Origin of the sequence: Glutamicibacter sp. JC586 (assembly GCF_009805585.1) — a bacterium.
Classification (GTDB): domain Bacteria; phylum Actinomycetota; class Actinomycetes; order Actinomycetales; family Micrococcaceae; genus Glutamicibacter.
In genome coordinates, this window is sequence record NZ_VHIN01000005.1 from 242,568 (window position 1) to 256,033 (window position 13,466).

14 protein-coding genes and 1 tRNA gene are annotated in these 13,466 nt (G+C 53.3%); 4 read left to right on the forward strand and 11 right to left on the reverse strand.

Going from position 1 to position 13,466, the window contains the following annotated elements:
• Nucleotides 1–17 precede the first annotated feature (17 nt).
• Together FJV47_RS04655 and FJV47_RS04660 are read left to right on the forward strand one after the other, a co-directional pair.
• Nucleotides 18–1,229: an aminotransferase class I/II-fold pyridoxal phosphate-dependent enzyme gene (locus FJV47_RS04655; protein ID WP_159610505.1), complete on the forward strand. Its 1,212-nt coding sequence runs from the start codon at nt 18–20 to the stop codon at nt 1,227–1,229.
• Nucleotides 1,226–2,005, forward strand: a complete 780-nt coding sequence (locus tag FJV47_RS04660) for a spermidine synthase (protein ID WP_159610507.1) — start codon at nt 1,226–1,228, stop codon at nt 2,003–2,005. The genes FJV47_RS04655 and FJV47_RS04660 overlap by 4 nt, the downstream gene beginning before the upstream one ends.
• Here FJV47_RS04660 and rsmD read toward each other — a convergent pair.
• Genes rsmD through FJV47_RS04680 form a run of 4 tightly spaced genes read right to left on the reverse strand, consistent with a single transcriptional unit; the run spans nt 1,976 to nt 6,798 of the window.
• Nucleotides 1,976–2,566 (reverse strand): 16S rRNA (guanine(966)-N(2))-methyltransferase RsmD, encoded by a 591-nt coding sequence (gene rsmD / locus FJV47_RS04665; protein WP_159610509.1) that lies wholly within the window; start codon nt 2,564–2,566, stop codon nt 1,976–1,978. The two genes, FJV47_RS04660 and rsmD, sit on opposite strands and share 30 nt — an antisense overlap.
• An 18-nt stretch (nt 2,567–2,584) precedes the next feature.
• On the reverse strand, nt 2,585–4,771 hold the full coding sequence (locus FJV47_RS04670) for an ATP-dependent DNA helicase RecG (protein ID WP_159610511.1): 2,187 nt from the start codon (nt 4,769–4,771) through the stop codon (nt 2,585–2,587).
• Entirely contained in the window at nt 4,764–5,732 is a 969-nt protein-coding gene (locus FJV47_RS04675; protein ID WP_159610513.1) for a DAK2 domain-containing protein, read from the reverse strand. The genes FJV47_RS04670 and FJV47_RS04675 overlap by 8 nt, the downstream gene beginning before the upstream one ends.
• A 22-nt stretch (nt 5,733–5,754) precedes the next feature.
• Complete coding sequence (locus tag FJV47_RS04680; RefSeq protein ID WP_159610515.1) at nt 5,755–6,798, reverse strand: LCP family protein; 1,044 nt, start codon at nt 6,796–6,798, stop codon at nt 5,755–5,757.
• 135 nt (nt 6,799–6,933) lie between these two features.
• Here FJV47_RS04680 and FJV47_RS04685 point away from each other — a divergent pair, with 135 nt between their 5' ends.
• Nucleotides 6,934–7,386 carry a DUF3515 domain-containing protein gene (locus FJV47_RS04685; protein WP_159610517.1) on the forward strand — a complete coding sequence of 151 codons (453 nt, stop codon included), beginning with the start codon at nt 6,934–6,936 and terminating at the stop codon, nt 7,384–7,386.
• Between the two features lie 81 nt (nt 7,387–7,467).
• Here FJV47_RS04685 and FJV47_RS04690 read toward each other — a convergent pair whose 3' ends face one another.
• The 5 genes from FJV47_RS04690 to FJV47_RS04705 all read right to left on the reverse strand — a co-directional run bounded on the left by FJV47_RS04690 (nt 7,468) and on the right by FJV47_RS04705 (nt 11,144).
• A complete protein-coding gene (locus FJV47_RS04690) occupies nt 7,468–8,433 on the reverse strand; it encodes an IS3 family transposase (protein ID WP_200831954.1) in 966 nt (321 codons plus the stop codon).
• On the reverse strand, nt 8,319–8,801 hold the full coding sequence (locus FJV47_RS16420; protein WP_200831943.1) for a helix-turn-helix domain-containing protein: 483 nt from the start codon (nt 8,799–8,801) through the stop codon (nt 8,319–8,321). Before FJV47_RS16420 ends, FJV47_RS04690 begins: the two co-directional genes overlap by 115 nt.
• Nucleotides 8,802–8,896: 95 nt before the next feature.
• Nucleotides 8,897–9,328 (reverse strand): universal stress protein, encoded by a 432-nt coding sequence (locus FJV47_RS04695; RefSeq protein ID WP_159610519.1) that lies wholly within the window; start codon nt 9,326–9,328, stop codon nt 8,897–8,899.
• Between the two features lie 49 nt (nt 9,329–9,377).
• The gene (locus FJV47_RS04700; RefSeq protein ID WP_159610521.1) at nt 9,378–10,085 is read right to left on the reverse strand and encodes a dienelactone hydrolase family protein; all 708 of its coding nucleotides are present in this window, start codon (nt 10,083–10,085) and stop codon (nt 9,378–9,380) included.
• Between the two features lie 87 nt (nt 10,086–10,172).
• Nucleotides 10,173–11,144, reverse strand: coding sequence for a nucleoside hydrolase (locus FJV47_RS04705; protein WP_159610523.1), 972 nt, complete (start codon nt 11,142–11,144; stop codon nt 10,173–10,175).
• Between the two features lie 176 nt (nt 11,145–11,320).
• Between FJV47_RS04705 and FJV47_RS04710 the strand changes: the two genes are divergently transcribed.
• On the forward strand, nt 11,321–12,370 hold the full coding sequence (locus FJV47_RS04710) for a LacI family DNA-binding transcriptional regulator (RefSeq protein ID WP_159610525.1): 1,050 nt from the start codon (nt 11,321–11,323) through the stop codon (nt 12,368–12,370).
• A gap of 12 nt (nt 12,371–12,382) precedes the next feature.
• Here the strand turns inward: FJV47_RS04710 and FJV47_RS04715 are convergent, their stop codons facing one another.
• Both FJV47_RS04715 and FJV47_RS04720 read right to left on the reverse strand, forming a co-directional pair.
• On the reverse strand, nt 12,383–12,919 hold the full coding sequence (locus FJV47_RS04715) for a YdeI/OmpD-associated family protein (RefSeq protein ID WP_159610527.1): 537 nt from the start codon (nt 12,917–12,919) through the stop codon (nt 12,383–12,385).
• Nucleotides 12,920–13,265: 346 nt separating this feature from the next.
• A tRNA-Leu gene (locus tag FJV47_RS04720) sits at nt 13,266–13,349 on the reverse strand.
• Nucleotides 13,350–13,466 lie beyond the last annotated feature (117 nt).

Sequence of the window (13,466 nt, forward strand, 5' to 3'; positions counted from 1 at the left end):
AGGACCATAATGAACCTATGGGTATTTCTATGACGCCTTGGCAGCGTACGGCACACGGTGCGAATCTCCTCGACACAACCGGTCAACCGGGAGTGACGATCTTTGAGGAAATCACAGCTCTGGCCAACGAACACCAGGCGATTAATCTTGGCCAAGGTTTTCCCGATACTGAAGGTCCTGAAGAGATCCGCCAGATTGCCGTAGACGCGATCTTGAGCGGAGCTAATCAGTATGCACCGGGATCCGGAACCCGACAACTCAGAGAAGCCATCAGTGAGCATCAAGAACGTTTTTACTCTCTCAAAATTGATCCGGTCTCCGAAGTGGTTGTCTCCACTGGTGCCACCGAAGCAATCGCCGCCGCATTACTTGCCTTCATAGAACCAGACGATGAAGTGGTTACTTTTGAGCCATTCTACGACTCCTATGCAGCCATGATCGGTCTCACCGAGGCGAAGCACAAAGTTGTTCCGCTTCACGCTCCTACTTTTGAACCTGACCTTGATCAGCTTCGAAGCGCTGTGTCAGACCAAACGAGGATCATCCTGATAAACAACCCACATAACCCAACGGGTGCGGTATTTTCAACCGATGTGCTCAACGAAGTTATTGCCTTAGCCCATAAGCACGACTGCATCATTGTCTCCGACGAAGTGTATGAACATCTCACTTTTGGAACTAAACATACGCCGATAGCTAGTTTGCCCGGCGGGTTTGAACGGACCATCACCATCTCCTCGGCTGGCAAATCATTTTCGTTCACAGGATGGAAAGTCGGTTGGGCAACTGGACCTAAAGATCTGATTACAGCTTTACGTACCGTCAAACAATTTCTTACTTACTCATCTGGGCCCGCTTTTCAACCGGCAGTGGCCCAGGCGCTGCGGCTGCCCGACACTTTCTTTCAGAAATTCGCTGGGAGTCTTGAAGAGGGGGCAAAATCACTTTCTGCCGGGCTGGAAGCTGCCGGCATTCCTGTCATTAGGCCCAGCGGGACGTATTTTCTAGTCGCTGACATCAATCAGTTCAAGCGCAACGATGCGGTGCAGGTAGCACGGATGATGCCCGAACAAGTTGGTGTCGCTGCAATACCTTTATCCGTCTTCGTACAGCCAGAAAATGTTCGGCACTATCAAGGCTTCTTGCGTTTCGCTTTCTGCAAACAGCCACAAGTTATTTCTGCCGCTGCAAAGAAACTTCAGCAACTTCCAGAGGTGTTGAACCGATGAGCAAGATTCCAAAACGTTGGCTGGGGTTTGTGCAAGAACACGCGACGATCTATGACGATGATCTGATTCCAGGATCCAAAATACTGGCCATCGGCGAGGCACCGCAGTCGCATGTGAATTTAGCCCACCCTGAAGAGGTCTTCTATGAATACCTTGCACGCATCGCCAACCATTTGGCCGTACTTCACTCCCCCGAGAAACCACTGAAGATGCTTCACCTAGGCGCAGGAGCGTTGACCTTAGCCCGCTGGGCATCAGTGGTTTATCCTTCGAGTACCCACGTTGCGGTAGACATTGAGCGAGAACTGTTGGACTTTGTGCTCACGCAACTACCGTTGCCAGAAAAGTGCCAGCTAAATCCAATAGTCGCCGATGCAAGATCAGTACTTACTGATCAACTAAAGGACGAAAAGTTTGACGTCATCGTTTTGGATATCTTCTCCGGCCCAGAAGCTCCCGAACATCTGACAACACCTGACTACTATGAAGAACTGCGCGATTCCCTCACCGAGGATGGACTGCTTTTCGTGAATATCGGAGACGATCCTCCGTTGAACTTTGCCAAATCTCAAGTGCACGCAAGTCAACGTGCTTTTGAATTTGTCATGCTCAGTTCAAGCCCCGAGATGTTTACCCAGCGCTACCCGGGGAATCTAATTCTCACCGCCACAAAGAAACCACTTTCTGAAGATCTGGTTCAGCAATGCCAAGCAGCTGGCCCCTATCCCTCAGAAGTGCGTCATTCTCTAGACCTGGACCGGTTCAGCAAACCATAGGTGTGTTTCCCCATATTTCTTGTCTGAGAAATTCTGCAGCCCCTCGGGCCAAGTGGGCTCGGGGGAACGAGCTGACCGCTCAATAACGACTGTCGCGTCATCAGCCAAAATCTTCGAAATCTTGCCCAAGGTGATCGTGAGTTCTTCCTCAGTCAGTGGGTACGGCGGGTCCAAAACCACAAGGTCAAAGGTACGGTTCGGCAATCCTGTACTACCCGAGACAAAACTATCCAGAACAGAATCAACGGCCCCCCGCTGAACACCAACCACTGAATTCTTCAGCGCCTTGTTGACCATGGATGCGTTTTGCTGGCACACGCTGGCCGCCTTGGGTGCTTTTTCAACGAGCACCACCTGGCGAGCTCCCCGACTGGCTGATTCGATACCCAACGCACCAGATCCCGCAAATAAGTCAAGAACTCGCGCTCCGGAAATGACATCCCAGCTTTCCAATCGCGAGAATAGCGCTTCCTTCACTCTGTCCGTGGTTGGTCGCGTGGCATCTCCTGGGACCGACTTTAACGGGTTGCCGCCTGCTGTCCCGGCAATAATACGGCTCATCGTAGCCTTTACCTTTACCTAGTTTTTGTTCAAAAATTCTTGTGAAGACTCGTCCACCCACGAGCTAGCCGTCTCTAGTAGTTCCGGGTATTTCTCGTGCCAATCCCGAACCTTCATCAGCCCTTCAACATTGTCTCTGGCGAGCTCAATGAGCTTCCGGTCCTTGATGATGCTCAATTCGTTGAGCGAAGACCTGCTTCCCGACTGCTGAGCACCAAGAATATTGCCTTCCCTGCGTTCGGCCAAGTCTGCCTCTGCCAGTTCAAAACCATCCATCGTGGATTCGATAGTCTTGAGACGGGCAACAGACGGATGGTCCGCATCAAGCCATGTAGTCATCAAACACGTACCGGGAAGTCCGCCACGTCCAACACGTCCACGCAGCTGATGTAGCTGCGAAATACCAAATCTCTCAGCGTCCATGATCACCATCAAGGTGGCATTATGAACGTCTACACCAACCTCAATGACGGTGGTAGAAACCAACACGTCAATATTACCGTTGGCAAAAGAATCCATCGCAGCCTGCTTTTGCCCAGAATCTAGTTGCGAGTGCAATGCTTCGATACGAATATCCGCAAAGGATGGCATCCCGGCGAGCAGTTCAGTCATTGCCTCAACACTCATTGTCTGACCTGAAGAGTCTTCATAGGTTGCAAGCAATACGCCTTGTTCAGCGGCGGTATCAGTGATCCGAGGACACACAACATAAACTTGGTGACCTTTGCTCACTTCCTCCGTAATTCTTGAAAAGAGTCGGTCCCGGAAGCCGGTTAATTGCATCGGAACAATGTGAGTTTGGATGGGAGCGCGTCCTGCAGGCAGACGCTTAATTGTTGAGGTGTCTAAGTCGCCAAAGACAGTCATCGCTACAGTACGCGGAATTGGGGTGGCAGTCATAACCAGTGTGTGTGGGACTGCATCACCTGATTTAGCCCGCAAAGCGTCTCGCTGCTCAACACCAAATCTGTGTTGCTCATCAACGACAACCAATCCCAGCTCTGCAAATTGGACTTGGTCCCCTAGCAAGGCATGGGTACCGATAATCAAACCGGTCTCGCCGCTGGCAATGCCCAGTAGGGCTTCACGTCGTTGCGCCGTTTTCGCCGAACCAGTCAGCAACGCCACTCCTGCGCCTTCGCCCTCACCGAACAGACCAGAATCAGCAAGTGGTCCCAGCATCTTAGTAATTGATGCATAATGCTGAGCAGCCAACACTTCAGTTGGCGCCAGCAATGCTGCTTGTCCCCCGGCATCAATGACTTGAAGGATTGCGCGTAGAGCTACGATCGTCTTGCCCGAACCGACTTCACCTTGTAGTAATCGATGCATTGGGTGCGGTTGGGAGAGATCAGCAGAAATTTGGTCACCAACTTGTAGTTGGTCTTCGGTCAAACTAAAAGGGAGTTGTCCATCAAATTTCTCAGCGAGCTTCCCACTAATGCGAGGCCGCGCCACCGCATGCTGCGCCCCCAGCTGGCGACTACGCTCAGCCAGGGTCAGTTGCAAGATAAAGGCTTCTTCGAAAGCAAATCGCTGGCGCGCAACATACGCATGTTTAATTTCGCGTGGTGCGTGTCGCCGTAAAAATGCCTGGAATCGTTGAGGGTAGTGATTCGCCGCAACGATGTCTTCCGGCAAGAACTCGGGCAGATTTTCGGTGGTGACGTGTGGGAGCAGTAGTCCCATCAGGTCCCTGATTCGTTTATTTGGCATTTTTGCTGAAGCCGGGTAAATCGGGATCGGTCGCGGATCCGCTTGCGACGCTTCATCAAGTACTGCGTAGTCTGGCTGACTTAGCTGTAGATGATCTTGATACCAGCCGACTTTGCCGCTAAACATGGCAATTGTTCCGACAACCAGGTCTGTGCGTGCTTGATAACCATTAAAGAACGTCATCTTCAGCTCTTGTCCGCCGTGACTCAGTTCGTCACTGACGGTGACTTCGTAGATGAATCCGCGCCGCGAATGCATCTGACGCTGACTAACGTTGATGACTTGGGCAACCACAGTGACGTGTTCGTCAAAGGGCAATTCGGCTATTGGTGTGAGCTCACCGACCTCAACATAACGTCGTGGGAAGTGCCACAAGAATTCCCCCACCGTCGTGTACCCAAAAGCCTTTTTTAGGGCTTTCGCGTTTTTGTCGCCAAGGTAGATGGACAGTTCTGAGGTTTCAAATGAAACCGATGCCTGCTCAGTCATCGGTGGTGCACAAGTCCGTGACGGTAACGTTGACGGGTTCGCCGAATTTTGCGATGAGTTCAATAGCCGGCTGCGCCTCTAGTACGTGGACGTGCACTCTCCAACGGTACGTGTCTTCTTCCAACTGATTCACCGGAGACATAATCACCGAATTGCCTAGGGCATCAAGTTGACCACGCAGCGTGGCTGCACCCAAAGCATCTAAGGATACGGTGCACATCACTTCAACGCCGCTCTCAGACTCACTGTTCAAATGAATGTGAGGATCCTGCACCTTGTACCCTTTAAATGCTTCATATGATTCAAAGTCGGTTTCTTCATTACGTATCGCAGCACAAAGTTCATCGATGATGATCAGCATCCCTACCGCGCCAGCATCAACAACTCCAGCTGCAAGCAATGGCTCAAGTTCCGTCTCTGTACCTTTGACCGCCAGTTGGGCTGCTTGATTCATTTGAGTCAAAAGTGCGTCTAGTGCTGCACGACTTTCGAGGTCCGTCTTGATATAGGCAAGCGTTGAATTTGCGGCCAGAGCGATCGCATTAATAACCGAGAGCATCGTGCCCTCTACCGGTTCACTCAGTGCTGACCACGAACGTACTTTGGCGCGTTCCAACCCTACGGCAAGTAAAGGCGCAGTGAGTCGTTCATGGCCAATCCAAGGCTCGCTGAGCCCGCTAAGAAATACTGCCAAGAGCGTTCCGGAGTTACCGCGCGCGGACTCCATCGAGGCACGCGCGGCAACTTCAAGAAATCCACCAATATCGTCAGTTTCCAGCTCGCTGACGGCATCTTGTCCAGCCCGAGCAGTGAGATACAAATTACTCCCGGTATCTCCGTCTGCCACGGGAAAAACGTTGATGGCATTGAGCCGATCAGAGTGATTCCCGAGACTCTTGACGCTCCGCGCAAGCCACTCATGGATTGCGTGCACGGAGGTATCGAGCTTTTGGGGGGTCATGAATTCCTAATCTAAAGGTGAACTATCGAGACAGGTCGGTTGAGTTCACAAAGTCAGCAACTTTGTCCTCTTGGAGTGCCTTACCAAACTTATTAATGGCGGCCATGTCTGGCACCACGATTGACTGACCGTCGGCCGAAGTCCCGGTGCCGCTATTTGGAAGGGTGAAGAATTCCATGTCGCTCTGGCGCACGTTGAGCATGGACGAAGCGTAGGAAGCCACCTGTTTCGAATCCAGCGAATCATCGACAGCGATGTATGGGGCAATTTGGCCTACTGCATCTGACACCTTCGCGGGGTTGGTCAAAGTGTCCTTGGACATGAGCTGTCCTAGCAATGCCTTGACGAACAACTGCTGGTTCTTCACACGCTGGTAGTCGCTTTCAGGGAAGGCGTGACGTTCACGTACGAAGGCCAGTGCCTGTTCCCCATTGAGAGTCTGGGTTCCCTCAGGGAATGTATTGCCCTTGAATGAAGTCGAAGTAAAAGCACGTGGGTTATTGATAGTCACACCACCAACTGCATCGGTGAGGCCTTTGAATCCTTCAAAGTCGATGGATGCAACGTGGTTAATTCGAACACCGAACAGACCTTCGAGGGTTTCAACTGCCTTGGAAACACCTCCATGGGCGAAGGCCGCGTTAATCTTGGCTTCACCTACGCCAGGAATGTTCACCCAGGTATCACGCATGATGGAGGTAACAAATACATTCTTATGATCTGACGGGATATGAACAAGCATCATCGTGTCAGAACGGCCGCCGTTGGGCAGAGTTCCAAATTCTTCATCACCGTCTGAGGCATCGCGAGTAGCGCGAGTGTCAGTACCGAGAAGGAGGATGTTGACAGCGTCCTTAGACTCGTCCTTGACCTCGGGACGGGTTTCTTCATTTGGGAAGGCATCGGCAATCTTGCCGCTCTCAGAGTCGAAAGTTCGCCCCAAGTTCCAGAGATATCCTGCAGCTACAAGAGCCGCGATGGCGACCAGCGCTACAAGACTTAGGACAATCGCGCGGCCAGTGTGTTTTTTCTTCACTGGCTGACTCGCGTGTGCATCGAAGGACATATGCTACCTTTCACAGTTTCAACTGAATACATCTTATCGGTCAGCGCGGAGATGTAGGCTTATGAAGTGTCTAAACTCAGTGTGAATTCCGAAGTGTCGCCGAAATGTTATGCAAAGACAAAGAAGTTTACTGCCATGGCAGTCAGCGTCATAGCTCTGGCTTCGATCACTGGTTGTTCCTCGGTTGCCTCCGTTGATGCAGCGCCTGATGCTGCTAATCCTTCTTGTGCAGAAATGATGGTAGCTCTGCCCGACGCAATTGGTGATGCAGAACGCCGGAAGACCACATCCCAAGCAACATCGGCTTGGGGCGATCCTTCGCAAGTGATTTTGCGATGTGGCGTTGAGGTTCCAACGCCTACCTCGGATCCGTGTGTGTCTGTCAATGATGTTGACTGGGTAGCGCACGAAGACGAAAAAACTAAAATTTGGACGTTAACGACTTACGGTCGCACTCCCGCCACGGAAGTTGTGCTTGACCCGAATGTTATTCCTTCCAGCACCGTTTTGGCTTCCTTGTCCGATGCAGCCGCAAAGATCCCAGCGCAAAAGGCATGTGTCAGCGTGGAGAAGTCCGAAGAGCTGTAGAAAGACTGATGGTAACTAAAGAGGCGAGGATACGAAATGAACTAGGTCCCGAAAGTTGGACTAGCTAAATAATAGACCGACTCAGGCTGCAAGGGTATGACACCGATATTCCGTCGGTGTCATGCCCTTCAGTCGTTCCTGACGACGATGCCTGTTGTACCAATCGATATACGCCTCAATTTCCACCTTGAGCTCCGCAAAATCTGCGAAATGCTCTCCATGAAACATCTCTGACTTGAGATGACCAAAGAAATTCTCCATGACCGAGTTGTCGAAGCAATTGCCTTTACGAGACATAGACTGCACCGCGCCATGCTCCTCCAACAATCGTTTCCATGATTGATGCTGATACTGGAAACCTTGATCCGTATGCACCAACAGCTTCTTGTTGAAGTCCCGGGATCCTAAAGCCAGCGTCAAGCTTTCGTTGGTGAATGCCGTGGTTGGTGACGAGGCGATCGTGTAGCTCAGGATGCTGTGGTCAAACAGATCCATGATGGGTGACAAATACAGTTTTCTCTGATCAACCCGAAACTCAGTCACATCACTGACGTAAACAGTGTCCGGGGTATCCACGTCAAACTTTCGTTGTAGCAGGTTTTCAGCGATCTTGCTCTGCTCACCCTGATACGAGTTGTAACGTCGCTTCGGGCGCGCTTTGGATTGGAATCCGAGGATCCGCATGAGCTTGCGGACCAGCTTCTTACCGACTTTCCAGCCTTCAGCGCGAAGGTCCATGTGGACTCTTCGGTACCCGTAGCGTCGTTTGCTGTTCTCAAAGGACGTGGTGATGGCTGTTTTGAGTTCCGAATGCGGATCCGTCTGGTCCATCAGTTTCAGGTGGTAGTAATAGGTTGATCTGGCCAGGCCTGCTGCGGCTAGCAGGTCTGTGAGGTCGTGCTCTGACTTGAGAGTGAGAATCGCCTTGGTTTTTACCGATGCCCTTGATCCCTCAAGTCTCGGAGTTTTTCCAGATAAGCCACCTTGGCTAACAATCGTTTGTTTTCCAGGCGGAGTTTTTCTTCTTCGCTCAACGGCGGCTTCGATGCTGAGCCTTTGGGGCGTCCCTTAGGCTTGGGCATCAGCGCTTCGTCGCCGCCCTTTCGCCATGCCAGTCCCCAATTCTTGACAAGATTTGCGGAGCTGAGATTGAACTCTGCGGCGAGTTCCATGGCAGTTTCACCGGCACGATAGCGGTCAACGACTTCCTTCTTGGTCTCATAGGAATACTGCGTTTTTGTTGGTTTCTCCATGAGGCATAGCTTGCCATGTAGCTTCCACCGCTCATAGAGTCGCTCGGCAGCCTTAGCGCCCACTTTGATCTTTGAAGCCGCAGACATACGCCCATATCCTTGCTCGAAGAGGTCGACAAGTTGCTCGCGTTGGTACTCGGATAGTGTGCTTTGTGCGTACATGAAACTGCTCCCCAAAAGTTGTTGACTTTTTCAGTCCAACTTTCGGGGAGCAGTTCAAAAATCGGTACCCGCCTGTCAGTAGGCCAGCTGTGGGCTTACTTATCGGTCTTGACGACCAGTACGTCACATGGTGCCGAGTGAGCCACCGAGGAAGCTACGGAACCGAGCACGCGACCCAGGCCCTTCATGCCTACGTTACCTACAACGATCATCGAAGCCTTGCGGTCTTCCGCGTCGGAGATCAGCACGTCGCCTGGCTTGCCGTGACCGGCAGCGGCGGAGATCTTCACGCCTGGAACAGCGTTCTTCACGTCGTTAGCTACGCGCTGCGCGAGCTTGCGTGCCTGCTCTGCGTCGTCCAGGATCCAGGTATCGGAACCGATGGAAACAACTTCGGTGTTATCCGATGCGTGAGCGGTGATGACCACCAGTTCAGCGTCGATCTTCAGTGCCAGTTCAGCAGCACGACGTGCTGCGCGCTGTGCGGTTTCCGAACCGTCGACACCTACGATGATGGTTTCTGACATATTGTGCTCCTTATGTTGTGAGTGATGCTATTAAGTGATTGATAACACTTTAAGGCCTTGAGGCCACTTTATCCTGCAAAAAGCCGACGGCGCGTTCCCAAGCGATAACTGCCTGCTCAGGGTCGTAATTTCCGGCGGTATTTTCGTCATTATGGAAGGCGTGGCCGGCGTCGTAGAAGTAGTACTTCACGTTCGCGCCGGATTGCTGACGGATTTGCTCTTCCTGAGCACGAGCCTGCTCAGGTGGATACATCTGGTCAAAGTTTGCGTAGTGACCCTGAACATCGGCGCGGATTCCAGAGAAATCATTTGGCACACCCTGTCCGACTCCGTAGAACGGAACCGCGGCGGCGATTTTTTCTCCCTGCTGGGCAGCCAGCTGCAGAGCAAAGCCGCCACCCATGCAGAACCCGATCACGCCGAGCTTCTGGCTGGTCACATGTTCGTTAGATAGCAGGTAGTCCACAGCTCCCGAGAGTAGCTGCGCACCCTTTTCTTCGGGGAGTTCGGACATCATTTGCCCGGCTTCTTCCCCGTCGTGGGTGATGGATCCGCCATATAGGTCCGGTGCCAAAGCGACAAAGCCGAGGGCCGCTAGTCGGTCTGCCACGTCACGAATGTGGTCGGTCAGTCCCCACCATTCCTGAATGACAATGACCCCTGGACCTTTGCCCGATTCGGGGACCGCGAGGTAACCGTGTGCTTGCGCACCCGAGGATGGGAACGTCACGTTCTGGTGTGGTGTTTTTCCTGCCATTACGCCTCCTGATCTTCGTGTGACACCAGTTTATGCAGGTCTGAGCCTAATTGGCATTGATCTGCCCCACATTGATCAGAAGTTCTTCTACTTTCCCGGTGTGACCTCGCCGATGCGCTCCAATGCGTCGGTGACCAAATTCCAGAATCCGTCGTGGTCTAGGTCCACAGCTACCGAAGTATTGCAGTTTTCATCGGCAGGGGCACGGAAGTCGGTGACGGTCATGCCCAGGGTCAGATCTCCGCGCAGTTCCACGTTAACCGGCGCTTTGACGGTGCGGACAATCTGCGGGTCAATCACGTAGGCGACAGCGCAAGGGTCATGCACCGGTGGAGCGTCGAAGCCTTGGTGATCGCGGTAGGCCTGAGCAAAGAAGTCCATCAGTTCACGTACGAACTTCGCCGGGCCGGTACCAATGTTTTCGATGCGCTGCACTACCTCGGCAGTTGCCAGTGCCTGATGGGTCAGATCCAACCCGACCATAACTACCGGCCACTTCTCGTTAAAGACAATGTGGGCAGCTTCGGGGTCCACCTTGATGTTAAATTCTGCGACAGCACTCCAATTACCGGTGTGATAGCCACCGCCCATAAGCACCACCTCGCGAACGCGCTGAACAATGCGTGGTTCCTTGCGCACGGCTAGGGCAATGTTGGTTAGCGCGCCGGTAGGCACCAGGGTGATTTCACCGGGCTCGTGGCTCATGACCAGATCGATGATGACATCCACGCCGTGACGCGGATCGAGTTCGATGGTGGATTCTGGCTGCGCTGGCCCATCCATGCCCGAATCACCGTGCACATCGGCTGCGGTTTCCACCTCGCGCACTAGCGGACGGGCGCACCCGGCGGCAAAAGGGATGCCGGTGATGCCCGCGATGGTTCCCACGGCCAGTGCGTTGGCGGTGACCTTATCAAGGGTCTGGTTTCCGGCCACCGTGGTCACTGCCAACAGGTCAATGGCTTCGCTGCCGTGGGCCAGAATCATCGCTACCGCGTCATCATGTCCCGGGTCGCAGTCCAGAATGATTTTTCGGGGCGTAACGCTATCCTGGGCCATGGTGTCATCCTCATATCTATCGGCAGTGAGCCAGTTACTGTGTGTGGTGCGGGAATGATTGATGTCGGTTCTTAAGCTATGCAAGAGCCGTCTGGCTAATTCTTTCGTGTTGACTCTTGAACGTCAAGCGCTTAACTGTAGAACTCTCTGGGGAACGCAACGACTACGATAGATCCATGACCTATGGCGAAAAGACCGGCAGCTCCCGCGAACCCCGACGAGTTACCGCGGCGATGGTGGCAGCGCACGCTGGGGTTTCCACCGCGACGGTCTCCCTGGTCGCCAACGGAAAATCCGCCGGACGCGTCTCAGCAACCAACGAACAGCGCGTGCTCGAATCCATCCGAGAGCTCGGTTACTTTGTCGACAGCATCGGCAGCTCGCTGGCCAAAGGTGTCAGCTCGCTGATCATCATGGTGGCCCCGGATATTTCCAACCCGTTCTTTGCCAAGGTGATCGCCGGCGTTCGTTCGGTGCTCGCCAATGACTACCAGCTGATGCTCTCGGTAACGGACGCAGGAGTCTCCCCTAGCGCCAGCGAAACCCGAAAGATTATGGGTCTGCGCCCCGCGGGGCTACTGGTTCACGCGCCGAGCCAAGAATTCCTCGACGAGATTTCTGGAAACCTGCCCATGGTGGCTCTCGACGCCCCGGGAATCAGCGAGAAGTTCCCTGCGGTCAACATGGATGTTGCCCAAGGCGCCCGAGATGTTGTGGCGCATTTTGCCGCTCTGGGACACCGCAAGGCCGCTTATCTAGATGCCAGTACCGGCACCGACACCCTCGCGGTGCGCCGCGAAGCGTTTTTGGCCGCAGCAAAAGAGTACGGCATCGAAGTGTTACCGACCTCGGTCGCTAGCTCGACGATTGATGTCACCGCAGCTTCTGAAACTTTCAGTGAGCACTGGAAATCCTGGACGCAGGCCGGCGTCACTGCGCTGGGTTGCGCCACCGACAATCACGCTTTTGGTGTCCTGCACGCCGCCCGACAGCTGGGGATCCGCATACCGCAGCAACTTGCGGTTGCCGGTTTTGATGATCTTCCGTACTCGGCGACTTCCAATCCGGCGATCACTTCCGTTCAACTCAACGCGCAGGAAGGCGGTCGACTGGCCGCGTTGAAGTTGCTCGAGCTAATCCAGGGTGAAAACCTTAAATCGCTGCAAAGCATGCTTCCAAGTTCCCTGATCGTGCGCGGGTCAACTCAGTTGGCAGACCAAGACTAGGCCAACCACTTACTACTCGATGAGCTTGCCACTTTTGGCCAGTTCCGGTGTGGTGCACGACGAGAGATCAAAACAGCATGGTCGACGCTTACCGTCCCGCAATTTAGAAATACTCACCTCGACTCGTCGCTGACGAGTATCCAAATTCTTGGTGGAACCTACCCAACGGACCCACTCCCAGCGAGCCATGGGAGTCAGGCTAGTCCAAGTCGAGTCCAAATCGCTGGCCTGATCCAGGGCTTGTGCCAGATCATCTGGCACCGAAGTTTCAGGCCACTGAGCGCTTGGTTGCATCGCTAGGGTGATGATTGCGCCTTGCTCAGCGTTAATCTCCGGCGCTTGTTCAGCCTCCAGGTCGATCCAATGACCGCGTCGGCCATCGGGGTCGATCACAATGGTGTGGCCTTCGAAGTCTCCGAGTAGATCCACCGCAACCTGACCACGACTGGAGAGAAAATCGCTCGACTCTTGGTCCAGACGCAGGATTCGATGCTCATTAATGAAGTCAATTCTTCCCTGCACTTCAAATGGTTCTTTAGACGCCGCCATAATGTCCTGCCTTTCGAATTCTCAGAGGAAGTCTAGTGCAGACGGGTAAAGAGGTCACGTCTCGAAGTTTGAATTCAACACGCCCTGACGGTACCGCCGCCACGATGATTAATCTTGTGCACCTGTGTGAATTCAGACGGTAGCTACGATTGGCACGTACCGCTTGGCATGTGATCCGCGTGCCGCGTCGCTTAAGTACGTTGAGACTTCATGTTGCCCAGTCGAAGATCGCCGAAAGTACAAGAGTCCACGAAGCTGGACCGCAACCAAACAAGCCACTCTGGGTGAAAACGAAAATAACCTCTGACATGAACTTTCATTCATTATCAGAGGTTATTTCCATTTGTGCGCGAGGGGGGACTTGAACCCCCACGACCTTGCGATCACTGGCACCTGAAGCCAGCGCGTCTACCAATTCCGCCACTCGCGCATATGTAATTTTTGTTGCCACGTGCTTTTGCAACAAGAAATAGCTTACACACACATTTTCGGTTCACCTAATCGAAGCCCATTCCTGTGGCCAGAGACACAGAGTCCACCCTCTGAC

What these genes read in the sequence shown, in the direction of transcription:
- FJV47_RS04705 (WP_159610523.1), bottom strand. Translation starts at nt 11,144, where the DNA reads ATGGCCCAGGATAGCGTTACGCCCCGAAAAATCATTCTGGACTGCGAC.
- rsmD (WP_159610509.1), bottom strand. Translation starts at nt 2,566, where the DNA reads ATGAGCCGTATTATTGCCGGGACAGCAGGCGGCAACCCGTTAAAGTCG.
- FJV47_RS04680 (WP_159610515.1), bottom strand. Translation starts at nt 6,798, where the DNA reads ATGTCCTTCGATGCACACGCGAGTCAGCCAGTGAAGAAAAAACACACT.
- FJV47_RS04660 (WP_159610507.1), top strand. Translation starts at nt 1,226, where the DNA reads ATGAGCAAGATTCCAAAACGTTGGCTGGGGTTTGTGCAAGAACACGCG.
- FJV47_RS16420 (WP_200831943.1), bottom strand. Translation starts at nt 8,801, where the DNA reads ATGTACGCACAAAGCACACTATCCGAGTACCAACGCGAGCAACTTGTC.
- FJV47_RS04675 (WP_159610513.1), bottom strand. Translation starts at nt 5,732, where the DNA reads ATGACCCCCCAAAAGCTCGATACCTCCGTGCACGCAATCCATGAGTGG.
- FJV47_RS04695 (WP_159610519.1), bottom strand. Translation starts at nt 9,328, where the DNA reads ATGTCAGAAACCATCATCGTAGGTGTCGACGGTTCGGAAACCGCACAG.
- FJV47_RS04715 (WP_159610527.1), bottom strand. Translation starts at nt 12,919, where the DNA reads ATGGCGGCGTCTAAAGAACCATTTGAAGTGCAGGGAAGAATTGACTTC.
- FJV47_RS04700 (WP_159610521.1), bottom strand. Translation starts at nt 10,085, where the DNA reads ATGGCAGGAAAAACACCACACCAGAACGTGACGTTCCCATCCTCGGGT.
- FJV47_RS04655 (WP_159610505.1), top strand. Translation starts at nt 18, where the DNA reads ATGGGTATTTCTATGACGCCTTGGCAGCGTACGGCACACGGTGCGAAT.
- FJV47_RS04670 (WP_159610511.1), bottom strand. Translation starts at nt 4,771, where the DNA reads ATGACTGAGCAGGCATCGGTTTCATTTGAAACCTCAGAACTGTCCATC.
- FJV47_RS04685 (WP_159610517.1), top strand. Translation starts at nt 6,934, where the DNA reads ATGGCAGTCAGCGTCATAGCTCTGGCTTCGATCACTGGTTGTTCCTCG.
- FJV47_RS04710 (WP_159610525.1), top strand. Translation starts at nt 11,321, where the DNA reads ATGACCTATGGCGAAAAGACCGGCAGCTCCCGCGAACCCCGACGAGTT.